The organism is Streptomyces spirodelae (assembly GCF_017676385.1).
GTDB lineage: Bacteria > Actinomycetota > Actinomycetes > Streptomycetales > Streptomycetaceae > Streptomyces > Streptomyces spirodelae.
In genome coordinates, this window is the sequence record NZ_JAFFZN010000001.1 from 183,275 (window position 1) to 207,025 (window position 23,751).

Annotated in this window: 25 protein-coding genes and 2 pseudogenes; 12 read left to right on the forward strand and 15 right to left on the reverse strand. The window is 69.9% G+C overall.

Translation table 11 applies throughout. The annotated features are described in order from the left end of the window. Positions 1-93: 93 nt before the first annotated feature. On the forward strand, positions 94-891 hold the full coding sequence (locus JW592_RS00755; RefSeq protein ID WP_209262840.1) for an SAM-dependent methyltransferase: 798 nt from the start codon (positions 94-96) through the stop codon (positions 889-891). Positions 892-1,051: 160 nt separating this feature from the next. On the opposite strand, the gene JW592_RS00760 is transcribed toward JW592_RS00755, so the two are convergent. The 4 genes from JW592_RS00760 to JW592_RS00775 form a co-directional block, all read right to left on the reverse strand. Next, the gene (locus tag JW592_RS00760) at positions 1,052-1,327 is read right to left on the reverse strand and encodes a hypothetical protein (RefSeq protein WP_209262841.1); all 276 of its coding nucleotides are present in this window, start codon (positions 1,325-1,327) and stop codon (positions 1,052-1,054) included. A gap of 172 nt (positions 1,328-1,499) precedes the next feature. Further along, on the reverse strand, positions 1,500-2,453 hold the full coding sequence (locus JW592_RS00765; RefSeq protein WP_209262842.1) for a sigma-70 family RNA polymerase sigma factor: 954 nt from the start codon (positions 2,451-2,453) through the stop codon (positions 1,500-1,502). An 18-nt stretch (positions 2,454-2,471) separates the two neighbouring features. Continuing rightward, positions 2,472-3,818 (reverse strand): NAD(P)/FAD-dependent oxidoreductase, encoded by a 1,347-nt coding sequence (locus tag JW592_RS00770; RefSeq protein WP_209262843.1) that lies wholly within the window; start codon positions 3,816-3,818, stop codon positions 2,472-2,474. A 150-nt stretch (positions 3,819-3,968) separates the two neighbouring features. Further along, a complete protein-coding gene (locus JW592_RS00775) occupies positions 3,969-5,612 on the reverse strand; it encodes a hypothetical protein (RefSeq protein WP_209262844.1) in 1,644 nt (547 codons plus the stop codon). Positions 5,613-5,829: 217 nt separating this feature from the next. Here JW592_RS00775 and JW592_RS00780 point away from each other — a divergent pair, with 217 nt between their 5' ends. Further along, on the forward strand, positions 5,830-6,279 hold the full coding sequence (locus JW592_RS00780; RefSeq protein ID WP_209262845.1) for a nuclear transport factor 2 family protein: 450 nt from the start codon (positions 5,830-5,832) through the stop codon (positions 6,277-6,279). 224 nt (positions 6,280-6,503) lie between these two features. Further along, positions 6,504-6,767: pseudogene (locus JW592_RS00785) on the forward strand (SDR family oxidoreductase); the annotation flags it as partial. An 85-nt stretch (positions 6,768-6,852) separates the two neighbouring features. On the opposite strand, the gene JW592_RS00790 reads toward JW592_RS00785, so the two are convergent. Together JW592_RS00790 and JW592_RS00795 are read right to left on the reverse strand one after the other, a co-directional pair. After that, positions 6,853-7,386, reverse strand: a complete 534-nt coding sequence (locus JW592_RS00790) for a VOC family protein (protein ID WP_209263119.1) — start codon at positions 7,384-7,386, stop codon at positions 6,853-6,855. A gap of 141 nt (positions 7,387-7,527) precedes the next feature. Next, positions 7,528-7,686 (reverse strand): annotated as a pseudogene (locus JW592_RS00795) (helix-turn-helix domain-containing protein); the annotation flags it as partial. Positions 7,687-7,786: 100 nt separating this feature from the next. Between JW592_RS00795 and JW592_RS00800 the strand changes: the two are divergent. The 3 genes from JW592_RS00800 (at position 7,787) to JW592_RS00810 (ending at position 11,004) form a co-directional block, all read left to right on the forward strand. Beyond that, positions 7,787-8,425: a class I SAM-dependent methyltransferase gene (locus tag JW592_RS00800; protein ID WP_209262846.1), complete on the forward strand. Its 639-nt coding sequence runs from the start codon at positions 7,787-7,789 to the stop codon at positions 8,423-8,425. 43 nt (positions 8,426-8,468) lie between these two features. Continuing rightward, on the forward strand, positions 8,469-8,975 hold the full coding sequence (locus JW592_RS00805; RefSeq protein WP_209262847.1) for a DinB family protein: 507 nt from the start codon (positions 8,469-8,471) through the stop codon (positions 8,973-8,975). A gap of 235 nt (positions 8,976-9,210) precedes the next feature. Further along, entirely contained in the window at positions 9,211-11,004 is a 1,794-nt protein-coding gene (locus JW592_RS00810) for a sugar-binding protein (RefSeq protein ID WP_307805245.1), read from the forward strand. 80 nt (positions 11,005-11,084) lie between these two features. Here the strand turns inward: JW592_RS00810 and JW592_RS00815 are convergent, their stop codons facing one another. Then, positions 11,085-11,732, reverse strand: coding sequence for a TetR/AcrR family transcriptional regulator (locus JW592_RS00815; RefSeq protein WP_209262849.1), 648 nt, complete (start codon positions 11,730-11,732; stop codon positions 11,085-11,087). Positions 11,733-11,869: 137 nt separating this feature from the next. Between JW592_RS00815 and JW592_RS00820 the strand changes: the two genes are divergently transcribed. Beyond that, positions 11,870-12,259 carry a VOC family protein gene (locus JW592_RS00820; protein ID WP_209262850.1) on the forward strand — a complete coding sequence of 130 codons (390 nt, stop codon included), beginning with the start codon at positions 11,870-11,872 and terminating at the stop codon, positions 12,257-12,259. A 52-nt stretch (positions 12,260-12,311) separates the two neighbouring features. Here JW592_RS00820 and JW592_RS00825 read toward each other — a convergent pair whose 3' ends face one another. Beyond that, a complete protein-coding gene (locus JW592_RS00825) occupies positions 12,312-13,154 on the reverse strand; it encodes a LysR family transcriptional regulator (RefSeq protein ID WP_209262851.1) in 843 nt (280 codons plus the stop codon). A gap of 71 nt (positions 13,155-13,225) precedes the next feature. On the opposite strand from JW592_RS00825, the gene JW592_RS00830 reads away from it, so the two are divergent. Further along, positions 13,226-14,539, forward strand: coding sequence for an MFS transporter (locus JW592_RS00830; RefSeq protein ID WP_209262852.1), 1,314 nt, complete (start codon positions 13,226-13,228; stop codon positions 14,537-14,539). Positions 14,540-14,569: 30 nt separating this feature from the next. Here the strand turns inward: JW592_RS00830 and JW592_RS00835 are convergent, their stop codons facing one another. Beyond that, entirely contained in the window at positions 14,570-15,310 is a 741-nt protein-coding gene (locus JW592_RS00835; protein WP_209262853.1) for a VOC family protein, read from the reverse strand. 133 nt (positions 15,311-15,443) lie between these two features. On the opposite strand from JW592_RS00835, the gene JW592_RS00840 reads away from it, so the two are divergent. Beyond that, a complete protein-coding gene (locus tag JW592_RS00840; protein ID WP_209262854.1) occupies positions 15,444-15,857 on the forward strand; it encodes an SRPBCC family protein in 414 nt (137 codons plus the stop codon). Between the two features lie 45 nt (positions 15,858-15,902). Here JW592_RS00840 and JW592_RS00845 read toward each other — a convergent pair whose 3' ends face one another. Together JW592_RS00845 and JW592_RS00850 are read right to left on the reverse strand one after the other, a co-directional pair. Then, positions 15,903-16,652: a DUF1838 family protein gene (locus tag JW592_RS00845; RefSeq protein ID WP_209262855.1), complete on the reverse strand. Its 750-nt coding sequence runs from the start codon at positions 16,650-16,652 to the stop codon at positions 15,903-15,905. 118 nt (positions 16,653-16,770) lie between these two features. Continuing rightward, positions 16,771-17,397 (reverse strand): TetR/AcrR family transcriptional regulator, encoded by a 627-nt coding sequence (locus JW592_RS00850; protein ID WP_209262856.1) that lies wholly within the window; start codon positions 17,395-17,397, stop codon positions 16,771-16,773. A 41-nt stretch (positions 17,398-17,438) separates the two neighbouring features. On the opposite strand from JW592_RS00850, the gene JW592_RS00855 reads away from it, so the two are divergent. Beyond that, positions 17,439-18,182 carry a 2-oxoglutarate/malate transporter gene (locus JW592_RS00855; protein WP_229374969.1) on the forward strand — a complete coding sequence of 248 codons (744 nt, stop codon included), beginning with the start codon at positions 17,439-17,441 and terminating at the stop codon, positions 18,180-18,182. Positions 18,183-18,274: 92 nt separating this feature from the next. Here the strand turns inward: JW592_RS00855 and JW592_RS00860 are convergent, their stop codons facing one another. From JW592_RS00860 to JW592_RS00875, 4 genes are all read right to left on the reverse strand, one after another. Further along, entirely contained in the window at positions 18,275-19,831 is a 1,557-nt protein-coding gene (locus JW592_RS00860) for an oxidoreductase (RefSeq protein ID WP_209262857.1), read from the reverse strand. An 85-nt stretch (positions 19,832-19,916) separates the two neighbouring features. Next, positions 19,917-20,930, reverse strand: a complete 1,014-nt coding sequence (locus tag JW592_RS00865; RefSeq protein ID WP_209262858.1) for a BtrH N-terminal domain-containing protein — start codon at positions 20,928-20,930, stop codon at positions 19,917-19,919. Between the two features lie 196 nt (positions 20,931-21,126). Continuing rightward, complete coding sequence (locus JW592_RS00870; protein ID WP_307805246.1) at positions 21,127-21,300, reverse strand: LysE family transporter; 174 nt, start codon at positions 21,298-21,300, stop codon at positions 21,127-21,129. A 63-nt stretch (positions 21,301-21,363) separates the two neighbouring features. Continuing rightward, positions 21,364-22,680: an MFS transporter gene (locus JW592_RS00875; protein ID WP_209262859.1), complete on the reverse strand. Its 1,317-nt coding sequence runs from the start codon at positions 22,678-22,680 to the stop codon at positions 21,364-21,366. Positions 22,681-22,794: 114 nt separating this feature from the next. On the opposite strand from JW592_RS00875, the gene JW592_RS00880 reads away from it, so the two are divergent. After that, the gene (locus JW592_RS00880) at positions 22,795-23,244 is read left to right on the forward strand and encodes a winged helix-turn-helix transcriptional regulator (RefSeq protein WP_209262860.1); all 450 of its coding nucleotides are present in this window, start codon (positions 22,795-22,797) and stop codon (positions 23,242-23,244) included. Positions 23,245-23,301: 57 nt separating this feature from the next. Further along, positions 23,302-23,712: a VOC family protein gene (locus JW592_RS00885; RefSeq protein WP_209262861.1), complete on the forward strand. Its 411-nt coding sequence runs from the start codon at positions 23,302-23,304 to the stop codon at positions 23,710-23,712. The last annotated feature ends 39 nt before the right edge of the window (positions 23,713-23,751 follow it).

Here is a 23,751-nt window from a genome sequence, read left to right on the forward strand (position 1 = left end):
CGAGGGGTGCCGCCGCGGGCTGGAGGACGCCCGCGGCAGGTCCCTGTGTACGGCGCTCGTCCGCTGCCGTGAACGTCAAGGAGCTGAACGCCAATGCCGAACCCGCAAGACCCGACGATCCGTAGCGACATCCCGCACTCGGCGCGGATCTGGAACTACTGGATGGGCGGCAAGGACAACTACGAGGTCGACCGCACCGTCGGGGAGGCGTGTCTGGAAATCGACCCGGACATCTCCACCATGGCCGTTCAGTCACGCCAGTTCCTCATCCGCGCGGTGCGCCATCTGGCGAACGAGGTCGGCATCCGGCAGTTCCTCGACATCGGTACCGGCCTGCCCACCATGCAGAACACACACGAGGTCGCGCAGGGTGCGGCACCGGAGTCCAGGGTCGTCTACGTCGACAACGACCCGCTGGTACTCGCCCACGCTCGGGCGCTGTTGATCAATACCTCCGACGAGGGAGTCACGAGCTACATCAACTCCGACTTCCACGACCCGGAGCAGATCGTCGCCGACGCCCGGAACGTACTGAACTTCACCCGGCCCATCACGGTCATGTTCATGGGCGTGCTCGGCCATGCCGACTCCCACCAGGACATGCTGCGCATCGTGCGCACCGTCATGGGCTCGGTGCCCTCGGGCAGCCACCTGGTCCTCTGGGACGGCACCACCGACAGCCAGGCGTATGTGACCCTCTGCGAGGAATACGCCAAGACCGGCGGAGCCCCCTACTACCCCCGCCCCCAGGAGCAGATCCGCGCCGCCTTCGACGGCTTCGAACTCCTCGACCCCGGCTTCGTCCCCATCGTCGAATGGCGGCCCCAGTCAGCCGAGCTCGGAGAGCGGCCGAAGATCGCCGCCTATGGCGGAGTCGCACGCAAGCCCTGAGTCGGCGCCCCGAACGAAGTTCAACGCTCCCTCGAACAGCACCGGGAGCGCCGGCTGGCGCTGGTGAGAGCCTCCACCATGACGCTCGTAGGGGTGACAGGCCGCGGGGGCCCTGCGGGTTTCCGCCTCGCCGGGGCCCCGCCGCGTACCAGCTTCGCGATCACACAGCCCCGGCAACCGCCCGGCCGGGGCTCTCCGCCCACTTGACCGCGGCCATCGCACTGGCCAGGGGGGAGAGTTCCCGGACCCGGAAGTTGTCATTGTCCGAGGTGTCGCCAGACCACCCGCCGCTTTCCGTGAACGTGTGCGCCGTCCTCGTCTCGGGCGTCGGCGCGTCGGCGGACGCCAGGCCCGCGCCGCCGAACAACAGGCCGGCCGTGCACACCGCGCCCACCCCTGCCAGCCGTCCGAAATTCCTGGTGAAAGTGTCCATCATGTCTCCTGACTGGTCGCCACTCGGGCCGGATGGTAAGTGCGATGTTCCGCCCGAACGCCCCATGGCACTCGGCGGACTCACCCGGGCCCGCAGGACATTCACCCGCACGGCGCCGCGCCGACCACCCCGGCGAGGCGGAGGACCCGACGACCTGGCCACGGTCGGCGTCGGGTCACCACTCGGCGATGAGCGGCGCATCCGGTTCGTGCTGCCGCCAGGCTTCGGTGAGGCGGACCAGGCGGACGGGGGCCGCGATGCCGCGCACGGTTGCGATCTTGCCGTTGACGAGGTCGAACGTCACGGAACCGAAGACCTGGTCGCCGACCACGGCCAGGATGGCGGGCGTGTCGTTGACCACCGCGTAGTGGATGGCGGGCGTGCCACCGACGAACCGCCGTTTCGCGGCGGTGGGTTTGAAGCCGGCACGTGCGACGGCGGCGATGCGCTGCGGGGTGTCGTACCGCAGCAGCTTCTCGGTCAGACCGGCGCCGTCGGAGATGGCGGTCGCGTCGTCGGTGAGCAGCGCCACCAGCCGTTCGGTGCGGCCCGAAGTGGCAGCGGCGAGGAATTCCGCGACGATCCTGCGGGCGGACGCGGGATCGACCTCCCCGCCGCGGCCGCGTGCGGCGGTGATGCGGCGCCTGGCCCGGTGCAGATGCTGCTGGCTTGCGGACTCGGTGACGTCGAGGATCTCCGCGATCTCGGCGTGGCTGTAGGAGAACGCTTCCCGCAGGACGTAGACGCCCCGCTCGAGGGGTGACAAGCGTTCCATGAGAGTCAGCACGGCCAGGGAGACCGATTCGCGCTGCTCGAAGGTGTCGGCCGGGCCGAGCATCGGGTCGCCGTCCAGAAGCGGTTCGGGCATCCAGGCGCCGACGGTGCGTTCGCGGCGGGCCTGTGCCGAGCGGAGCCGGTCGAGGCACAGATTGGTGACGACCTTGGTCAGCCAGGCTTCCGGCACCTTGATCCGCTGCCGGTCGGCTCCCTGCCAGTGCAGGAACGCATCCTGCACGGCGTCTTCGGCATCGGCGGCGGAGCCGAGCAGTCGGTACGCCAGCGAGGCCAGCCGGTTCCGGCTGGCCTCGAACCGACTGATGTCGAAGCGATCAGTGGCGGTGCTGTCCACGCGGATCACCCTAAGCGGCTACGCGACCGCTGTCCCGGCGGACGAATCCGGCCTCGCCGCGGAGGGGACTGACCTCTCGGCGGGTGTGTCCGACCTGTGGGCGGGTGTGTCCGACCTGTGGGCGGGTGAGTCCTGCCGCTGCCCGGGGGAGTCCGCCCTCTCGGCGAACGCCTCCGACCTCCCCACGGACGTGTCCGGCGTGGCGGCCGGGCGGCGCCTGCGCTTGGGCAGGCCGAAGGTCGGGTGCGAGGTGGCCCACAGCGCGCCCTTGAGGATGCCGGACTTGATCCGCGCGGCCTTCCGGCCGCCCACATACTTCGGCTTGGCCCGCGCTTCCTCGTCGACCAGCTGCAGGATCCCGTCCCGCCGCCCGAGGCTGATGTGGTTGCCCACGTAGGCCAGTTTGATGTGGGGGACCTTGTGGCCGGTCAGCTGTCCGACGACCGCGGCGATGACCTGCTTGCCGGTGTAGCCCGCCGAAGCGCAGGACATCGGCAGCGGCCGGCCGTTGTCACCGATCACGTGGACGGCGTCCCCGGCGGCGTAGACGTTCGGGTGCGAGACCGACCGCATGGTGCGGTCGACAACGATTCGACCGTCCTCGGTGACCTCCAGCCCGCCGGCGGCGGCGATGGGTGCCACCGCGAACCCGGCCGCCCAGACGGTCGCGTCGGACGCCAGGGCGGTGCCGTCGGCACACAGCACCCGCGCAGCTTCGACGGCTTCGACACTGGTGTGCTCCACGACGGTGATGCCCAGACGGTCGCAGGCCCGGCGCAGATGGCCGCGGGCTCCGGCGGAGAGCCGGGCGCCCAGCTCGCCGCGGGCGACCAGTGTCACGGACAGGCCGGGCCGGGATTCGGCGATCTCGGTGGCGGTCTCGACGCCGGTCAGCCCGTCGCCGACGACCAGAACGCTCCCGCCTTCGCCCCCGCTGTCCAAGCTGTCCAGGCGCTCGCGCAGGCGCAGCGCCGCTGCCCGGCCGGTGACGTCGAAGGCGTACTCGGACACGCCGGGGATACCGCCGTCGGCGACGTGGCTGCCGAGCGCGTAGCAAAGCGTGTCGTAGCCGAGCTCGCCGCCACCGTGGACATCGGCCACGGTGACGATCTGGCGCTCGGGATCGACGGCGGTGACACGGGCCACGCGCAGCCGAATCCCCGTGCCCCCGAAGACTTCGGCCAGCTTCGGGGTCTCGATCTCCTGACCTGCCGCGAACTGGTGCAGCCGCAGCCGCTGGACGAAGTCCGGGTCGGCGTTGACCACGGTGATCTCGGTGTCCTCCGGGGACAGCCGACGGGCCAGGTTCCCGGCCACGTAGGCCCCGGCATAACCGGCGCCGAGGACGACGATGCGGTGCTTCATGTTCTGCTCCTGTCGGTTCGCTTGCTCCCGCTGAGTTGAGCGGGACAGCGCCCCGATTGCTGACAGGAATCACATGTGGCGTGGGTCACATCGCGACGGGAGAACAACCGGCGCTGCCCGTCTCGTCGACCGCACTCGTGATCGATACGCCTAGCGCGTTGGTTGGGTGAACGGGAGGGACGACCTGGTCACGTACAGACAGCTCGTGTACCGGTGGGCGGGGCGGATGGTCTTGGTGTCGCTGTTCCGGCGGGGGCTGATGGCCGAGGACCCGGTCGAGCTCTTCCGCTTGTACAGGAAGTGGTACTCACCCGGGGGAAGCCGCAGCGTTGTGCTCGGATACGTCACCGAGGAGCGCTTGCATGCCTTCGCCCGGCCCTCGGACCTGCTGGAGAACGTGCGGCACTCCGGGCACTCCTTCAGGGTGAGGCTCCCGGTGACCGGGCCGGTGTAGAGCATCTCCACCTCGCCCGGGCCGCCGTTGCTGACCCTCATCGTCTGCCGGGCTCCTCCCGGAGCCTTCGCCCTGGGCAGCCGCTTGCCTGCCGCGGACCGCTGCTGGGCGATCTCCGCGGCGATGGCGATGTCCTTGGCACGGTCGGCCAGCGGGCTGTCCGCGTAGAGAGTGGAGAAGCGCGACAGCCGCAGCTTTGCCAGGAGGAATCTCTTGTCCTTGAACCGGTCGACTCCGCACGCGTAGTCGCCCTTCTCGACCGCCTTCTGGGCATCCGAACGGAGCGCCGACGCGGTGTCGGACGGCAGTGCCCGGACCGTGCTGCGGATACGGCTGAGCTCCGTGGCAACGCTGCAGGGCGCTTCCCCGTCGAGTTTCTTGACCCCCTTGGAGATCCGCGAATCCAGCTCGGGCTTCACCTTGGTGGCGTACCGCGAGTCGGGAAAGGTCTTCATCAGGTCGTTCAGATGGCGGGCGCTCGCGTTGGCACCTTTCAGCTTCGAGGAGCTGCTGGAGCCGGAGGAGGCCGATCCCTCCAGCTTCCGCATGCCGCACTCGTACCAGGAGTGGGCGAGCCGCTCGTCGGGCCACGATGCGAGCTTGCCCAGCACCTTGTCGTCCACGGTGCGCCGCAGACCTCGGAGGTACTTCAGCGGCCGCACCGCGTCGCAGAACTCCGCCTGCTCGTAGGGGGCTCCCACCCTCGTGTAGAAGTCGCGGAGGCGGTCGGGAACGCGCCCGGCCGCGCGTGTTCCGCCATGCTCGGTACGGAGGTTCACATAGACGCGCAGAGCCTCGCGGTATGCGCCCTGGGCCGAGGTGAAGCTCCCGCTCGACGCCTTTCTCACGCCGGAATCCGCCCGGTCGAGACGCTTGAGCAGTTCCTTCTCGACGGCTTCGTCCTGTGCAGCGTCATAGCCGACCGCTCCGGTGACCGGCACGGCGACCAGCACGACAGCCAAGGGAAGGGCCAGCCGCGAGCGCGGCACCCTCGGTGCCAGTCCGTTACGCAGTCCGCGGCGGGCGCCGTCCGCCGCTGCCGCGAGCAGGACGAGGGCGTATCCGGCCGTGATCCAGCCGGGTATGCCGTCGCTGTCGACCGGCAGGGCAAGCACCAGCAGCCCGGCCGTCACCGCCCAGCAGACCGCCGCGGACCACCAGTGACGCAGTGCCGCGTATCCCAGACCGAGCCCGCACAGATTCAACAGCCCCACGAGGGCGGCACGCCCTCTGTCGGGCGGCAGTCCGATGGTCGGCGGCCTGTTCGGCGGCGGTGGTACCGCAAATCCACCCTGTGCTGTGTTCCCCGCCTCGTCCACCATGCCCCCCCTGTCCGTCACGCCTCTCACCGAGGCCGTTTTCTCATCACTCTTTGCCCACCGAACGTCCGAGTCAACGCCACTCCAGGCGCACGATGATTACCATCCGGTCACACACGAGGACCCGCCGCAACGGGCTGCCCGAACACCTGGACGTGTGGCGGGAGTGCCGACGGCGCCGCACAACGACGTCTGATTGCCGCCAGCAAGATCACTCCACGAGGAACATGCTGGCGGCATGACGATGTCTTCCGCTACGGACTCAATGACAGTCCTCACCGGCATGTATGCGGCTGAGGCGGAGTACTTGGCCGCAGGAGGCCCTGGCAAGGCTTCATTCGACTTGCTCGCCCCCTTCTTCGCACCGGACGTCGAGCTGCATCAAGCAGCTGCTCTGCCCTATGGCGGTACTTGGCGTGGGCACCGCGGCATGGAGCAGTTCTTCCTCACGATGGGAGGGGTGTGGGAGTCGTTCGACATGGTGGAACAGGAGTTTCTCGCCACCGGTGAGACTGCGGTCGTGCTCACACAGGTTCGCGCTCGCGCTCGTGCGACCGGCCGCGAACTCGGCTTCCCGATTCTGCAAACGATCACGATCAAGGACGGGCTGATCCGCGAGGTTCGTCCGTTCTACTGGGACACACAGGCTATTGCCGAGGCATGCGCCGTGCCGGCGTCTACGACGTGAGATCCACGGCAGCCCGCCAGACTGCGACCGGAATGGTCGCCCTCGTAGCGGATGCTCAGCTCTTCACATCCCGGGAGCCACGGCCCGGTGACACTCCAGCCGACTGATCCGCACCCGACCGCACCGGCGACGCAGGAGTGGTCGGTCCGATGGTTGGCCCACTCGTCCGCTCAGTCGGCCGACCAGCGTGCTGTCCGACCGCAAACCGGCGATCAGCTGTCACCCGGCGACAGGACCGGCTCGCCGCGGTCGTGGACCGGATAACGGCGCGGAACGGCTCTGCCGTCGGGGTCGTCGTCGATGTCACCCGCCGCGAAGACCTCAAGCGCCTGATCGACACGGCACTCGACCGCTTCGGCCGGCTCGACGTCCTGGTCTCCAACGCGGGCACCATGGCGATCTCGCCGTTCGACGAGTTGCGTCAGGACGACTGGGACGCCATGGTCGCCACCCACATCACCGGCCTGCTGAACGGCATCGCGGCGGCATCCCTTCGATGTCAGTGCGGCCCGGCGCCGAGCCGCTGGAGACCGTCGATCCGCTCAGCAACCCACCGGCGGTGTGGCGCCCGGATCAAGCATGCCCTTTGTCATCGTCGGCGACGCCCGGTGGGGTGATCCCGATGGCCTCGAGGTTCCGCGCCGCCTGACTCGCCGGGTCAAAGGGCTTCGCCGCGGTGAAGACGATCCGTGCGTTCTCGGGGGTGATCACCGTCGTATCGCGGGTGTTCCAGGGGGTGTCCCGTGGGCCGTCGACCGAATCCGGGCGCAGCGCACGACATGCCTCGACGAGTGAGTCGACCTGGCTCAGCACGCACGCGAAACTGAAGCTCATCGCCGGTGCCTGCTCCGGAACGCTTCCCTGCGGAACGAGGAGTACGTCCTGGAACGCCCAACGGCGCAGATGCACGAGCCTGCCCGGGACGCCGAACAGCTCGAAGAATCCGAGCCCACGAATCCAGAAGTCCACCGACGCCGCCAGATCGTTCGTCGGAATCGTCGCGAACGCGGGCATTCCATAGATGCCACGAAACGGAGCCGGCGGAACCGCGTCCGGACCGGGGGTGGGCACAGGGCTGATGTCGAACGCGTTGAAGTTGTCGCTCATGCACCCACCCTTCAGCCTGACGCGACGTGAGGGGCAAGCTGATTCCCGTCCGTCTTCATCACCCGGACACGGCCTGAGGCGGCCGGGCCCGGTCGGTGCGCACATGAGCGCGCACCCCTTGCAAGCCGAACAGGATGAGAAGCTCGGCCGGCGGTGCCCGCTCTCCAGCCGGGACAGGGTGCTCTCCGAGACGCCCGTCGTCGCCGCCAGTTCAAGGAGGGTGATGCCACGGTCACGACGCAGCGCACGAAGCCGCGGCCCCACCGCGTCGAGCACGGTGTCGTCCGTGGAGCGGTCCATGAGGCCACCTTGCCATTACCGCAAGATTCCGTGCCAGGTCTTGGCGGTCCTGACAAGACTGCGCGCATTACGACCGACATCCATGTCAGAAGGAGTCTTGATGCACACCAGCGATGCAGTCGCGTTCTGGGACAGCGTCTACGCGGCCCGCCCCGCAACAGCCGACAAGCCGAACCCGAACGTCCTGCTCACCGAGACGGTGCCGGACTTGCCGCCCGGTGACGCGTTGGACCTCGGATGCGGCAACGGCGGAGACGCGCTGTGGCTCGCCGGCCAGGGGTGGCACGTCACCGCCACCGACATCTCGGCCGTCGCGGTGGAGCGGCTCGCCGCCCTCGCTCGCGCGCACGGGCTGAGCGAACACATCACCGCCGTGCGGCACGACTTGCACCGGTCCTTCCCCGCTTCCCCGGCGGGCGGATTCGGCCTCGTCTCGGCCCACTACCTGCACACCCCTTTCCACCTGGACCGCGCGACCGTGCTGCGCTCGGCCGCGTACGCGCTGCGTCCGGGCGGACGGCTGCTGGTGGTCGACCACGGCTCGACGGCGCCGTGGTCCTGGAACCAGGACCCCGACATCCGGTACCCGAGCCCGCGGGAAGTCGCCGCCGGTATCGCTCTGGATCCGGAGACATGGACCGTCGAACGGGCCGACGCACCCCGCCGGATCGCTACCGGACCCGGCGGGCGCACCGCCGAGGTCACCGACCACGTCCTGCTCATCCGCCGTACCGCGTGACCCGGTGTCCGACGCCGTCCCCGACGAAGAAAGGCGATTCCTCTTGTCCAGTACCGCGCGCCGCGGGCGCCGCAGCGACAGCCCGCCGCCCCGGACCGGAAACAGCGAGGCCGAGGTCCTGCGCGGATTCCTCGACTACCTGCGTACCTCGGTCGCCGCGAAGCTCGACGGTGTGCCGGAACAGCAGGCACGCACCGCCGCGGTCCCCTCGGGTACGAATCTGCTCGGTCTCCTCAACCACCTGACATCCGTCGAGCGTTCGATGTTTCTGGGCGACGAGGTCGCCGACTGGCAGGCGACGTTCCAGGCCGCGCCGGAGGACAGCGTGGCCGATGTCGTGGCCCGCTACCGGGAGACGGTCGAGCGGGCGAACGAGATTCTGGACGGGTGCACCGACCCGGGTGCGCCGGTGCCCCGGCTGCGGCCGCAGCCGGGGCGCTCAGGACCTAGCGTCCGTTGGGCGCTCACCCACATGATCGAGGAAACCGGCCGCCACGCGGGCCACGCGGACATCCTCCGGGAACTGATCGACGGCTCAACCGGCCGCTGATCCGCCGAGTGCCGGAACTTTCAGGATGAAGCACCGGTGGCAGGGTGCCGGGGTGTCCGGGCCGGGCATGCTACGAACTGGCGTCCGGTGGCCATTTCGGTGATTCGGTGAGGAGTTCGGCGGGATGACGAGGATCCGCGGGGTGTTCACACCGCAGCCGCGCTGTGCACAGCAGCGCCGTGCACAGCAGCGCCGAGTTGCCCACCGTGTCGCCCGCAGGGCCCTGGGCGTTGCTGTGACGGCTGCAAGTCTGTTGCTCGGCCAGGCCGTAGGGCCGTTGCCGGACGCGAACGCGGTCGCGGCTGCGGCCGACGGTGCCGCACCGCACGTGCGGAACCGGGCCCACAACGACGTGCTGTTCGTCGGGGCCCATCCGGATGACGAGTTCCAGTCGTTGTCCACGTTCGGACAGTGGAACGAGAAGCGGAGATTGAGCGTCGGCGTCGCGACCATTACGCGCGGCGAGGGCGGCGGCAACGCGGTCGGCCAGGAGGAAGGCGCGGCTCTCGGGCTGATCCGGGAGCGCGAGGAGCGGCAGGCGGTCGCCGTCGCCCGCATCAAGAACGTGTACTACCTTGACAAGCCGGACTTCTGGTACACGCTGTCGGCGCCCCTGACCAGGAAGGTCTGGGACGGTCCGCCTCGGCAGGCGGACACATTGGAGCGGCTGGTGCGCCTCATCCGGGCGACCACTCCCCGAACCGTGGTCACCATGGACCCGCGTCCCTTCAACCAGCACGGCGCCCACCAGCTGTCGGCCCGTATGACCATCGAAGCCTTCCACCTTGCCGGCGATCCGCGGGCCTTCCCCGAGCAGGTCAGCGACGAGGGCTACCGGCCCTGGCGCCCCGCGCGGCTGCTGACCCGGAACTGGTCGTTCGAAGGCCCGAAGGGGCCCGGCTGCGCCACCGCGAAGCTGCGCGATCCGGTTACCGGGCTGCCACAGCTGGGAGCGTGGCAGGGGGCCTGGTCCCGACGGAACGGCACCACTTGGGCACAGCTGGAACGCAACGCCGCACGTCTGTACCGCACACAGGGATTCGCTTCCCTGCCCGCCACTGTCACGACTCCGCGCAAGGAGATGGGCTGTGACTGGTTCTCCGTACTCGCCGAGCGCGGCAAGCCGCAGACCGCGCCGGTGCACCGGCAGCAGAGACTGCGGCCGGTGTATGCGGAGTTCGCGGCCTGGGCCGACCGCGTGGGCATGCCCTGGCTGGCCAACCGGGCACAGCCCGACTACCCCACCAGCCCGTCCACCACCGTCCCGGCCACCTCCCGTCCACCCCGTCTGGACGGCCGTGACAGCGCCGGGGAATACCCGGGCCAGGCCGTTGCCCTGACGCACTGGCAGGGCGACAAGTGCGCGTCCGAGCAGGACTGCTCGGCCATAGCGCGGATGTCCCGCCACGGCGATGACCTCTACGTCCTGGTCGAGGTGGCGGACGAGGCCAAGGGCAGCGCCCTGAGCCGGGACGACTGCAAGCGTCACTGGCGCACCGACTCCGTCGAGATCGCCCTCGATCCGCGTGGCAACGCGCAGGACACCTCCACGACGTTCAAGGCGGCCGTGCTGCCCTTCACCTCCGACGGCGGGTCCTGCGCGAGTCGCGACGCCGACCATCATCAGGGTCCGGCCACCCGGACCGCTCCCGGGATGCGCTGGGCCGCCGCCGTACAGGCGCCGTACACCGGCTATACCGTCGAGGTGAAGATCGCGCTCGCCGACCTGCCGGCCGCGGCCGATCCCGCAGCCATGACCGGCAACATCATGGTCTACGACTCCGACACCCAGGACCGCACCAGTCAGTCCCGACTGGGCTGGTCCACCTTCGGCAGCGCCCAGGCCGATCCCTACACCTGGGGCACCCTCCACCTGCCCGGCTACAGCCCTCCGACCGGGCGCCCCACCACTCCTGGCCCGCCGACCATCCCCATGGAAGCGGCCCGTAGCAGCGACTCGCCCGCATCCGTCGCCCAGAGCCGGCGCACCGGCGTCCCGTTGGCCGTCGGACCACGCCACCCGCACTGAGACGGCACGTCGTTGTTCACGAAGAGCACGCCGAAGCGCCGACAGCCGGTTGCAGCCGATGCGGGTGGCAGCCGGTGCGGTCAGTCGGCGGGTGGGGCCACCGCATAGTCGGCGAGGGCGGGTTCGAGCATCGCGAAGACCTGGTCCGCGTCCTGGACGACCGACTCGGCGACGGCGTCGACAGGGTGACCGGCGAGGGTGAGTTCCTGGATACGGCCGAACAGCAGCCGGTGGGCGGCGGCGAGTTGGGCAGCGGCCGCGGCCGGGGTGATGTCCTCGGGTGCTGCTGCGGTGGCCTCGGCGAGCGCTCGGGCCAGCTCTTCCTCCCGCCGGTCGTGCAGATCACGCAGGCGTGCGGTGAGGGTGGGGCTGTCGGCGACCATCCTGGCGAACGGCAACCCCGAGAAGCCCGCCACCGGGCTGCGTCGGCCGACGTCCTCGCCGAAGGCCCGTCGCAGCGCCCCCAGCGCGGACTCGCCGGGTGCCCGGTCCGCGACCGTACGGGCCAACGCGCCTGCGAACGCCTCCTGGTGGTCGAGCGCCATGTCCTCCTTGCGTGCGAAGTAGTTGGTCACCGTCTTCTTGGCCACCCGGGCCGCGTCGGCGATCTCGGCGATCGTCGTGTCCTCGAAGCCCTGCTCCAGGAACAGCCGGGTCGCGTGGTCGGAGATGAGCTGCCTGGTCTCCTGCTTCTTGGCCTCACGGAGGCCCGCCGTCTCGGTACCCATACAGGAAAACTTATCACGGGCATAAAAATACCCTTGACACGCTGATGCGCCGAAGGTAATTTTACGTCCGACGCAATTCTTTCGCCGGGCGGTTCAGCTCCGCCTTGCCCCAACATCTCGAACACCCCAGGAGTCCCGTGCACATCTCCACGACCACCGTTTCCCTCACCGTCGAGGACGTGGCCGCCAGCCGCGACTTCTTCGTGGCCCACTTCGGCTACCAGGTCACCGCGGAAGCCGACGGATTCGCCGCGCTCTCCCGCACGGACGCGGCCGCCGACCTCGTCCTCCTCGCCCGGGGGATCGAGGTCCTCCCTCCCGAACAGCGCGACCAGCGCGCCCAGGGGCTGATCCTCGCCTTCACCGTCACCGGCATCGAGGCCGAGGAGAAGCGCCTGCGCGGCGAAGGGGCGCCCATCACCATGCCGCTGCGCGAGGAACCCTGGGGCGAGCGGCTCTTCCAGACGACCGACCCCAACGGCGTCGTCGTCCAGCTCGTCGAGTGGACGTCCCCGAACGCCGACTGACGCACCGGACCGCGAATGCAAACCGGACCGGTGCGCCGACCGGTCGGGAAACTCAGTTCATGCGGCGCAGCGCGGTCTCCACGGCATCGATCAGCGGGTCGCCTTCGCTGCGCGGGTGCCGTGCGAGGCCGAGTTCGACGTCCGGCAGCGAGGGCAGGGCGTCCGTGTCGTGGCAGGTCATGGCCGGTTCCAGGTTCGTGGGCAGGAGTGCGGCGACGCCGAGCCCGGCCCTTACCGCGGCGAGCACACCCACCAGGCTGTTGCTTTCGAACGCCACGCGCCATCGGCGATCGGCGGACTCCAGCGATTCCAGCACGGACGTACGCCAGGAGCACGCGCCCGAGAACAGCACCACCGGCAACGGATCGGCAGCGACGTCCACACCCTGGCCGATCGCCCAGGCAAGCGGGCGGCGTACCGTCCAGCGCGGCGGCCCGGGGAGATCCGGCACCTCGTCGAGCACGAGTTGGACGCGGCCCTCGTCGTACGCCTCACGCATCGCGGCGTTGGAGCAGCTGAGCACCTCCAGTCTCGCTCCGGGGTGCAGCCGGGCGAGGTCGGCGAGGGCCTGCGGAAGCTGCGAGGCGGCGAGGTCCTCGAGCAGTCCGACGCCGCAGCGGCCCGTCAGCGCGCGCCCGGCTTCGGTGAGTGCCTGCGCGGAGAGCGAGAGTATCCGTTGGGCGTACGGAAGGAGCTCCTCGCCCGCCCGGGTCAGCGTGACGCCGGACGGCGAACGGTGGAGCAGCGGGCGGCCGACGGCGCTCTCGAGCTTGCGCACCTGCTGGCTGAGCGCGGGCTGGGTGTGCCCGAGCGCGGTGGCGGCGCGGCTGATGCTGCCCTCACGTACGACGGTGACGAAGGACCGCAGCAGGGCGGTCTCGAGATCCCTGGCCATAACTATTCATTATGTCAGCTCCAGTAAATAAATCACTTCCTATGGGAAGTCGGCTGATCTAGCGTCACGGGGTGACCCGATACCGACAGGTGCTCGCCGTGCCGGGGATGGCATCGCTGCTGGGTGTCTCGCTGCTCGCCCGTACCGCGATCACGGCCGACGTGATGGCGCTGACGATGTACGTCGTGCTGGGCCTGGACATGAGTTACGCGGCAGCCGGCGGTGTCGCGGCGACTCTGACCGCCGGGCTGGCGCTGGGCGGGCCACTGGTCGGCCGCATGATCGACCGGCGGGGCCTGCGTGCGGTGCTGCTGGCAACTGTCGCGGTGCAGGTCGTTTTCTGGCTGAGCGTCCCGGCCCTGCCGTACGGAGCCCTGCTGTGCGCCGCCTTCGTGGCGGGCCTGCTGATGGTGCCGTCCCAGCCGGTGACCAGGCAGGCGATCGCCGCGATGACGACGGCGGCACAGCGCCGGGCCGCTTTCGCGCTGGAGTCGGTGCAGGGGGAACTGTCGTACATGGTGGGCCCGGCAGTGGTGATCCTGTGTTCCGCGCAGATGTCCCCCGGTGTGGTGGCGTGGGGAGTGGGCACCGCAATCGTGATCGGCGGGCTCGGGATCGCCCTTCTCAACCCGCCGCTGCGGGCACCGGGCGAGGCGGATGCCGGCGGGGCGACCGAACGGCCACCGCGCCGGGAGTGGCTGGGACCCCCCATGATCGCCGTGCTGACGATGGGATTCGGGACCACGACGCTGCTCAGCGGCGTGGACCTCGCCATCGTCGCCACGCTCGAGGAAGCGGATCAGGTGTCCTGGGCCGCTGTGGTCGTGGCCGTGTTCGGCGTGGCCTCCGTTGCCGGCGGGCTGATGTACGGCGCGCTGCCCCGGCCGCTGCCCACGTGGCTGCTGCTCGGCTCGCTCGGGATCGTGACGATTCCCGCCGGGCTCGCCCCCGACTGGCCGTGGCTGTGCGTGGCCGTTGTCGTCACCGGGCTGCTCACCGCGCCGACCCTCTCCGCAGTGGCCGACGCGGTCAGCCGGCTGGCGCCGGCCGGGGTGCGGGGTGAGGTGACGGGTCTGCAATCCTCTGCGCTGAGCGGGGGCTTCGCGCTCGGGTCCCCGCTCGTCGGGGTGGCGATCGACGTCTCCGTGCCGGCGGGCGGCTTCGCGGCAGCCGGCCTGGCCGGTCTCGCCGCCGCGCTGACCGGGTACCTGCTGTCCGGCCGCCGACGGCCCGCCCGAGGACGGTCTCCGCTCAGCGGACTCGACCCCGCCAGGACATCGGGCGCTGAGCCGTGCGGTGCGGCCCCACGCGGAGCTGCCCCGGGGAAAGGATTGCCCGGGACGGAGCCGTCGACCAGCTCAGCCTCGAACGCCATCCAGGGCTGATCGGTGGACCGAGAGCGTGGAGGCGGCGGGTCAGGACGGGGCGAGGACGCAGAACTCGTGGCCCTCCGGGTCGGACAGGCACGTCCACGGGACGTCGCCCTGGCCGAGATCGAGGTCGGTCGCGCCGAGGGAGCGCAGCCGGGCCACCTCCGCTGCTTTGTCGTCACCGGGGTACGGCAACAGGTCGAGATGGACACGGTCCGGCACGGTCTTCGCCCCGGGTGTGCGGAGGAACTCGAGATACGGGCCCACGCCCTTGGCGGAGCGCAGCACCGCAAGATCGTCGGTCACCTCGTGCAGGGCCCAGTCCATGGCCTCGCCCCAGAACCGGGCCATGACCCGAGGGTCCGCGCAGTCGACCACCACCGCGGCGATCGGCCCGGTGTCCCGGTAACTCTCCCTGGGTTCCAGCACGCAGAACTCGTTGCCCTCGGGGTCGGCGAGGACCTTCCACGGCACTTCGCCCTGACCCACATCGACGGGTGTCGCACCGAGCTCCTGGAGGCGCGCCACCAACTCCTCCTGATGGGCAGCGGAGGTGGTGGCGAGATCGAGGTGCACGCGGTTCTTCGTCGGCGTCTTGGGCTCCGGGACGGGAACGACGTCGATACCGACGGCGACCGGGTGCGGCCACACGAGACCACCGGCGGGTCCGACGTAGGTCGTCACGCCGGGGCTGTAAGCGTTCCAGCCGAGCGCCTCCGCCCAGAACCGGCCGACCGCCGAGGCATCAAGGGCCTTTACGTTCACCATCACAGGTCGCAGTGGCATGGCGGCGATCCTATGCATCTGCTCCGCGAAGATCGTTCACGGCCCGGCACACACCTCTGGTCGGCATCGCATGGCTCATATCTGGCCGATTCGTTCAAGAGGGCGGTGGTGGTGATCCACTACCGTCACCACCATGCACAGCACCGACAAGGAATCCCGCCATCTGAGCGTCTTCATCGACCGCCCCGTCGCTGACGTATACGCCTACGCGTCGGACCCGTCCAACCTTCCCGCGTGGGCCCGTGGCCTCGGCGGCTCCATCGAGAAGATCGGCGATCAGTGGGTCGCGGAATCCTCGCCCATGGGCCGGGTCACCGTGGCCTTCGCGCCCGGTAACGACCTGGGCGTGCTCGACCACGACGTCACGCTGCCCTCAGGGGAGACCGTCTACAACCCGGTCCGGGTCATCGCCGACGGAACGACGAGCGAGGTGGTTTTCACCCTTCGCCGACGGCCAGGGATGAGCGATGCCGAATTCCAGCGTGACGCCGACATGGTCACTGCCGACCTCGCCCGGCTCAAGAAGCTGATGGAGCCGGCCGCCTGAAGACGGGCGGACAGCCAGGCGGAGGGCCCGGCGAAGGCCCGGCGGTCACTTCGGCGGCGGGTTCAGCTTGCGGAAGTATGTCCAGCTGGTTTCGTTGGGCTCGCTCCACTTCTCCGGGGCATGGGCGAACTCCGGGTGACGGTCGGCAATGTAGGCGCGGGTGCGCTCGGGGGCCTCGGCGTACGAGGCGAGTTTGCGGCCCCGGCAGTGGAAGGTGAGACCGCCGGGCCGCTGCCCTCGGGCCATCCACGGGAGCCATGGGGACATCCTGGTCCACGTCATCGTGGCAGGGACGCTGGGCGCGGGGCCGTCCAGGTCGGCATGGTCGGCGAAGAACTGGAAGCACTCCAGCGCCTTGTACGTGTCGCCTGCCGAATGGACGGGGTACTCGGCGACCGGCAGCGGCGACGGGTAGGAAAGCGGGATCTCCAGGCTGAAGCAGACTTCCCCGCCGAGCTCGGTCGTCGGGATCGGGAAGGGGCGCCACTTCTGGTTCGCCGGGTCGTTCCAGATGTGCACGACCGGCAGGTCCTGCCAGGTCTGAAGAATCTCGCGACTGACGGGGTCCAGGAAGAAGGCGGCCTCGCGGGTGAGCAGTTGGTACGCGTCAGGGCCGACTTCGGCGTCCTGGACCAGACGGGCGACGTTGAGCCCTTCGAAGCCGAAGACGCGCTGGTAGGGCTCGTCGGGGGCCCAGGAGTAGACGTCTCCGGACCACCAGTACGTCACCTCCTCGCCGTCGAGCGAAGCGCGGGTGCGGGCGAAGGAGCGGAGCAGCTCTGCCGGTGTCGTCATACGCACCACTCTGCACGCTCCGCCACCCGTCCGGGCACGATCCACTCGGAGAGCACGGCGACCTTGCCGTCGAACGGCGAACCCGGGGTCCTGCTACGACCTTCACGCTCGGGCAGCTTCAGTTCAGCAACTCGCGGACCAGCGCCCGCGCCCACCACTGCTCAACTCGATCGGGTGACCAGCCGCGTTCGGTCGTCAGCTCGGTATAGACGTCGATGTTGCACAGGGCCGCGTAGACATCAACGGCGGACGGCACATCCAGGCCGTCCCGGAGAACGCCGCCGGACCAGGACGAAAAGACCTGGACCCGGGTCTCGTCACCGCGCCTGCGACCGTCGCGGTAGAAGGCGGCGAGCTCCGGTTCGCTGAGCCCCGCCTCACGCACCAGCATGATGATGTCGCCGGCACGCTCGAACAGCCGCCGGTCGTAGGCGACCATCGCCGCGAGCTGGCCGACGGGGTCGGCGGCCGGGGCCTCCAGCTCCGCGAGCAGCTGGGTCACGTCGGCCGACAGGTCGGCTGCGTCGGCCAGCGCCCGGGTCAGTCCTGTCTTGTTCCCGTACGCCGCGTACACGGTCGGCACGGAGACGCCGGCCTCGCGCGCCACGTCCCTGACGGTCGTCGCCACCCACCCGTGGGAGACGAACAGCCGCCGGGCGGCGCGGGCGATGTCCGCGCGTGTCTGCTGTGCCTGTGCGGTCCGGCGCAGCGAGTCGTACCTGCGCCGGCCCGGCTCTTCACTCACGGGGTGCTCCTCTTTGACTTTACGGTGCTTATAGTGAATACATGCTACGTCAACCAGCTCAGCCGACTCAGCCGGCTCGCCCCAACGGCTTCCTCCGGCTCGGTGGGATCGGCGCCCTCGGTTTCGCCTTCCTGATCGTCATAGGCAATGTGCTCCTCGTCCCCGCCGGGATGCCACGTACCGGGGCGGCGCCCGGGGAAGTCGGCGCGTTCTTCCGTACGAACGGCGACCTGGTCGGCATCGGCTCCGCGCCGACGCCCGCCGCCTGGGCTTGCGCCACTCTGTTCGGCGCGGGCGCCGTCTGCGCGCTACGGCAGTCCGAACGCGGTAGGAACGAGGCTTGGTCACTGCTCGGGTTCGCCGGTCTCATCCTGCAGAACGCCGCCTTCGCCGGAGTCATCGCCATCCGCCTGGCGCTCTCGTCGACGGCGGCGGACAGCACCGACGCCACTGCGGGGCTGTGGGCGCTGCACGACGCCCTGTTCACCCTCAACGGCACTTTCCTGGCCCTCGCCCTCCTGGGTCTCTCCGTCGCCGGCCGACGCGCCGGGCTCATCCGGCCATGGCAGCAGACCTGGGGGCTGGTCTCGGCCACCCTGCTGTTCAGCTCGGCCACCCTCACCCCCCTCGTGATCGAACGTCCCGACCCCTGGGGTCTCCTGGGTCTCACCGGCTGGCTCATGTGGGTCGTCTGGCTCGTCGCATACGGCATCGCCCTGCTCCGCCTGTCACAGAACCCGCGAACCCACGAGACGGGTCGGCCGGCGTATGGAGACGCCCGTTGACACCGGCCGCACCGCGCGCCGCCATACGTGACGCCTTCCCCACCGGCGGGGCCACCGCGCCGAGCGGCCGTCCCGGAGACGGCCGCCGTCCGTCAGTTCTTCTGCAGGGTGCGGGTGACACCCGCGATGACGGCGGTCGTGAGCACCCAGCCGAAGGCGATCAGTAGGTAGGACAGCCATTGAAGGCTGTCGGCCGACCAGTACCAGGCCGTGCGCTGGCCCAGACCGCCGATAGGGATCAAGAGGTCGAGTGTGTAGACGAGGGGCTGGAACGGTGCGCCTTCGCCTTGCTTGACCGGGTGGGGTGAGGCCGTGCTGAAGGACAGCGTGCCCACCAGGATCAGCACAAGGAGCCAGACGCCGGCCAGCCACGGACGGTAGCCATAGCCGACCGTCACATCGAGGAGCCGGCCCCATACGCGGGCCGCCGGGGGCAGCGCACGGCGCCGGTGGCGTTGCTTGGCGAGGAGGACACGGCGGGCATCGTCGTCGTGGCCGGCCTTCCGGTACCAGGCCGCCAACTGCTCGTAGGGCTGCGGGCTGTAGCCCGGGCTGCGTCGTATCCAAGCCACGCGGCGGACCACGGAATCCCGCCGCCCCGCTGCCTCCCGTCGCTCGCCCGCCTCGTCCTCCTTGATGGAGCCGTAGACGAAGCCGTCCAGCTCCACGACAGCCGGCCAGCTGTGGTGGTTGTCGTGGAGGTAGGACACCTGCGCGCCGCGCAGGTCCACGATGCCGGACGGTGGCCGGGCGAGTGTGAGGTCGAAGTCGACGGCCTGCATCAGGACCGCTTCCAATGCCGGGCCGTGCCCGTCGGGCGGCCCGTTGAGTACAGCTCCCGCAAGGGTCAGGCTGCCCGAGATCCGGGCGCCACGCAGCCGCACGGTCCCGCTCGCACTGAACCCACCGGAGAAGTCGAGCGTCGACGCGACGGCGTTGTCCATACGGAGGGCCGTCCCACTGCAACCAGGGCGTTCCAGCCGCGCGCCCTGCATGTGCAGTCCGCCGGGCAGCTGTGCGCCCATGAGACGGACTTCACCGCGCGCGACGAATCCGTCCTTGCAATAGACGCCGCCCTCCGCGACCAGTCCCCCGGCGGACACCGCCCACTCCTCCGGTGCGGTGATCTCGGCGCCGTTGAGGACGACGGCCCCGCTCACATGGGCGTTGATGAGTGACAAGGCGGTGACCCTGCGGTGGAGGGGCGAGGCGGCGCCGCTTTCCAGGCGGGAGCGCCGCAGGACGAGGCGTCCCTCGACATGGCTCAAGCCTGCTTCCACGCCTGGCACTCGGCTGCCCACGATCGCAATCGACTTGGTCGACGCTTCGGAGAGGTCCACGCCCTCGTCGAACCAGCAGTCCTCGAGCCGGAGAGCGTGAGCGATCTGCGCGCCGGCCAGGTTGAGACGCCCGGATATCCGCGCGCCGACGACGCGCAGACAGGCGACGGCGCCCGACTCGGCGGCGTTCGCGCCCTGGAGGAGCGCCACGAGCACCGAGGCCCGAACCGTCCGCTCGGGGCCCCATTGCCCGCCCTCCTGGACATGATCCTCCCCGAGTACGCCCGTGCGCAGGTCCACGCGGCGTCCCTCCGGGAACGCGTCCCACAGCGCACGCTCCGGTGAAGTCAACTCGTCGTATGAGAGCACTCAGGCAGCGTAGTGATCTCCCTTCGTGCTCGCCTTGCCCCAGCGCACAGGAACGGGAGGGGTGGCGGACCATTCCGGGCGGGAGTCAGTGCTCGGGCGTGCTCGGGCTTTCGCTCTCCAGTCGGCTCAGCGCCTGCATGGCCTCCCGCTCCATGCGCGAGAGATCGTTGAGAACTGCTCCTGCCTGTACGAGGCACTCTGCATCGCCTGATTCACCGGCTTTGCTGATCAGTGCTGCGACTTCCGTCCAGAGGGTGGCCGCCTCGCTGTAGAGCGTGTGGCCGGTGCGAAGGTGACGGCTGTCGAGCTGTTGGCTGCACTCGGCGAGGAAGTCGCGGTAGAGGTTGCGGAACAGGGCGCCGCCGGTGCCGGCTCTCTCCATCAAGAGGGCAGCCTGCGGCAGGTCCCGCTGCGGGTCGTCGGTCCGCTGGAGCCAGGTGCGCACCAGCTTCCCGGCCTTCTCGATGCCCCGGTGGCCGAGGTTGGCGATGGGCGGGTTGAGGAAGGCGTGGGCGCAGGCTGTGACGGCAGGAATGATCCGGCGCTGCGGGGCCGGCAGCTCTCCCGCAGCCGTGAGAGTGAAGGACCGGTGCTTGGCGGCCATCGGGCCCCGCGCGGCCCGGGCCTGGGCGAGGCCGGTCAGACTGGTGGACACCGCGCCGCCCTGCTGGGCCGTGTCCACCAGGTATGCGTCGCGGTCGTCATAGCCGTACATGGCGACGACATGCCCACCGAAGTGCACCTTCGACCCGAAGTAGTCGAGGTGGTAGCTGTCCAGTTGCAGTCCGACCGGGCGGCCTGCGTCGATCTGGGCAGCCACGTTCCCCCACCCCCTGCGGGGCGAGGTGGTCTCCTGGACGAGGAGCTCCAGCCCGAGTGCGGAGGCCAGGTTCCTGGTGAGTTCGAAGGGCTTGACCCGACCGCCGAGGAAGGGAAAGCCCATTTGTTTGCTGTCCCAGTAGACGAAGGACAGGCCGGAACCGAGGCCGAAAAGCATGGGCTCGGACAGATCGATTCCCTGGTGCCGCAGCAGCACCCCAAGAGCCGCCGTCTCGCAGTGCTGCGCATCGCGGATGTCGATTCCGGTTACCGTGGCCATCCCATGCTTCCCTTGCTTCTCTCGGAGACCTCTGCCGAGGCTTCTGCCGACGACCCGACGGGCTGAGTCTCACATGCGGGCTGCTTCGTCCTGCGCACGAGAAGGATGGACTCTCCCACGGTGGGAGAGTCCAACGGCAGGCTCAGGGGCAGGCCGGAGAGGCGGAGGGACCGATCCGGGGCGGTTGCGGCCGGTATCAGTCGCTGAGCGCGAGCCGGATGCCGAACGCGCCGATCACCGTCCCGGTGACGCGGTCGAGCACGCGGCGGGCAGACTCGCGCCGTAGTACATCCCGCAACATCCGGGCGCAGCCGGTCAGCAGGGAGGACCAGAGCACGCCGAGTACGACGTGCACCCCGGCGAGCAGCACGCCCGTCTCGACGAGCAGATGGCGGTGCTGCGCCGCCTGAGGATCCCTCGGCGCCCGTCGTCGTCACCCGTTTCTCGGATCGGCCTGGTCCGCGGGGTCCGGCCGCTCAGCCGCTGAGGCCCCACCGGGCACTCCCCTACGGCAGGTCGTCATCCACAGGAGCAGGGCTGCGAGGCTGAACGACGCGCCGAGGGCTGTCACGGCCGGCCAGCCCGCCGTCGCGTAGGCGAGTGCGGAGCCGAGGGCACCGAGGCTGCTGCCCGCCGAGTAGAAGACCATGTAGCCGCCGATGATCCTGCTGCCCGCGTCGGGCCGGACAGCGTGGATGAGGGTCTGGTTGGTGACGTGGACGGCCTGCACGGCGAAGTCCAGCAGCACGGCGCCGACCGCCAGTGCCCACAGCGATTGCCGGGTCAGGGCGATCGGGAGCCAGGACAGCGTCAGCAGGACGAGGCCGACGCCGGTCGTGCGCTGGGCGAGCCCCCGGTCGTTCCAGCGCCCGGCCGCTCCGGCGGCGACGGCTCCAGCCGCACCGGCGAGCCCGAACGCGCCGATCGCGGTGTGCGAAAGCGACCACGGCGGTTCGCTCAGGGGCTGCGCCACGCCGCTCCACAGCGTGCTGAAGGCCGCGAAGACCAACAGGGCGAGCGCTCCCCGGGCCCGTAGCAGCGGATGGCGGGCGAAAAGAGTGACGGTCGAGGCCACGAGTCGCCCGTACGGCACCTCACGCACCCCGGCGGACGTCGTACCCAGCGGCAGAGCGCGACGCAGCAGCAAGGCGAGGACGGCGGTGACGCCCGCGGACGCCAGGTAGACCGCCCGCCAGCCGGCGAGGTCGGCGAGGAGACCGGCGGCGGTACGGGCCAGCAATATCCCGGTCACGATGCCGCCGGTGACGGTTCCGACGGCGCGGCCGCGCCGACCCGACGGGCTCAGGGCGGCCGCTGCCGCGACCATCGTCTGGGCGACGACGGCGAGCAGCCCCACCACGGCGAGGGCTCCGAGCAGCGCCCACACGCCCGGCGCCAGCCCGGCGGCCAGCAGTGCGAGGGCCAGCAGCCCGAGCTGACCGGTGATCAGCCGCCGGTGGCCGAACAGATCCCCGAGCGGCACCAGCGTCAGCAGGCCCACGGCGTAGCCGAGTTGGGTGACGGCGACGATCGCGCCGAGCAGCCCCGATCCGAGCGCGAACCGCTCACCGAGGGTCACCAGCAGCGGCTGAGAGAAGTAGACGGTGGCGACGGAGCTGCCGCAGGCGAGCGCGAGGAGGGGCACGAGCCGGGCAGGCGGCGACAGGTCCGACACCGACGGCGCGCTACGCGCCTCGCGGCTGTCGGTTCCACCGCCCTCGCCGACCGTGCCGGAGCACTGGATCGCCATACCGCCACACCTTCCATTTGGTTGCATCTTGCTACCTGTAGGACGGTAGCCATCCGAGGTAGTATGTTGCAACCAGCCCAGAGAGCTCAGAGATCCGCAGAAAAGGAGCCATGGATGGTCGCCCGCACCCGTTTCGATGACGACCCCTGTCCGGTCGCGCGGTCGGTGAACGCCATCGGCGACTGGTGGTCGCTGCTGATCGTGCGGGACGCCTTCGACGGCAGCCGACGCTTCGGCGAGTTCCAACGCAGCCTCGGCATCGCCAAGAACATCCTGGCGGCGCGGCTGCGCGCGCTGGAGAACGCCGGGGTACTGCACTGCGCGCCCGCCCCGGACGGCGGGTCACACCGCGAATACCTCCTCACGGACAAGGGCCGCGCCTTGTTCCCGGTGATCGTCGCCCTGCGCCAGTGGGGCGAGGACCAGTGCTTCACCCCTGGCGAGGAGCACTCCCGCCTGCTGGACCGCCGGACCAGCAGCCCGTTGCGCCGTTTGCAGATCCAGGCGACGGACGGCCGCCCGGTTGAACCGGAGGACACGGTCGTGGAGAAGGTCCGGGCGTGACCGAAACGATCGGGAATCGAGAAGCGGGGGAGAAGGGCGGCAATTAGCCTGACCAGCATGGATATCACCATTCACACGAGCTTCCTGCCGCACGACGACCCGGACGAGTCGCTCGCCTTCTACCGCGATGTCCTCGGCTTCGAGGTCCGCAGCGACGTCGGGCAGGGCAAGATGCGCTGGATCACGGTCGGCCCGGTCGGCCAGCCGGACACCTCCATCCTCCTGGCCCCGCCGGCTGCCGACCCCGGAATCACCGATGACGAGCGGCGCACCATCACCGAGATGATGGCCAAGGGCACCTACGGCTGGATCCTGCTGGCCACCCGGGACCTCGACGCCACCTTTGAGAAGGTCCAGACAGGCGATACGGAGGTGGTCCAGGAGCCGACCGAGCAGCCGTACGGCATCCGGGACTGCGCCTTCCGCGACCCCGCAGGCAACCTCGTACGTATCCAGGAGCTGCGCTGAGTCGTACGGGGACCGGGGGCGTGTCCGCCCGCATCGCGG

Bases quoted from the DNA above. Each gene is read 5' to 3' on its own strand.
- JW592_RS00755 (WP_209262840.1), top strand. From the start codon at position 94: ATGCCGAACCCGCAAGACCCGACGATCCGTAGCGACATCCCGCACTCG.
- JW592_RS00760 (WP_209262841.1), bottom strand. From the start codon at position 1,327: ATGATGGACACTTTCACCAGGAATTTCGGACGGCTGGCAGGGGTGGGC.
- JW592_RS00770 (WP_209262843.1), bottom strand. From the start codon at position 3,818: ATGAAGCACCGCATCGTCGTCCTCGGCGCCGGTTATGCCGGGGCCTAC.
- JW592_RS00780 (WP_209262845.1), top strand. From the start codon at position 5,830: ATGACGATGTCTTCCGCTACGGACTCAATGACAGTCCTCACCGGCATG.
- JW592_RS00790 (WP_209263119.1), bottom strand. From the start codon at position 7,386: ATGAGCGACAACTTCAACGCGTTCGACATCAGCCCTGTGCCCACCCCC.
- JW592_RS00800 (WP_209262846.1), top strand. From the start codon at position 7,787: ATGCACACCAGCGATGCAGTCGCGTTCTGGGACAGCGTCTACGCGGCC.
- JW592_RS00815 (WP_209262849.1), bottom strand. From the start codon at position 11,732: ATGGGTACCGAGACGGCGGGCCTCCGTGAGGCCAAGAAGCAGGAGACC.
- JW592_RS00825 (WP_209262851.1), bottom strand. From the start codon at position 13,154: ATGGCCAGGGATCTCGAGACCGCCCTGCTGCGGTCCTTCGTCACCGTC.
- JW592_RS00835 (WP_209262853.1), bottom strand. From the start codon at position 15,310: ATGCCACTGCGACCTGTGATGGTGAACGTAAAGGCCCTTGATGCCTCG.
- JW592_RS00840 (WP_209262854.1), top strand. From the start codon at position 15,444: ATGCACAGCACCGACAAGGAATCCCGCCATCTGAGCGTCTTCATCGAC.
- JW592_RS00845 (WP_209262855.1), bottom strand. From the start codon at position 16,652: ATGACGACACCGGCAGAGCTGCTCCGCTCCTTCGCCCGCACCCGCGCT.
- JW592_RS00855 (WP_229374969.1), top strand. From the start codon at position 17,439: ATGCTACGTCAACCAGCTCAGCCGACTCAGCCGGCTCGCCCCAACGGC.
- JW592_RS00865 (WP_209262858.1), bottom strand. From the start codon at position 20,930: ATGGCCACGGTAACCGGAATCGACATCCGCGATGCGCAGCACTGCGAG.
- JW592_RS00875 (WP_209262859.1), bottom strand. From the start codon at position 22,680: ATGGCGATCCAGTGCTCCGGCACGGTCGGCGAGGGCGGTGGAACCGAC.
- JW592_RS00880 (WP_209262860.1), top strand. From the start codon at position 22,795: ATGGTCGCCCGCACCCGTTTCGATGACGACCCCTGTCCGGTCGCGCGG.
- JW592_RS00885 (WP_209262861.1), top strand. From the start codon at position 23,302: ATGGATATCACCATTCACACGAGCTTCCTGCCGCACGACGACCCGGAC.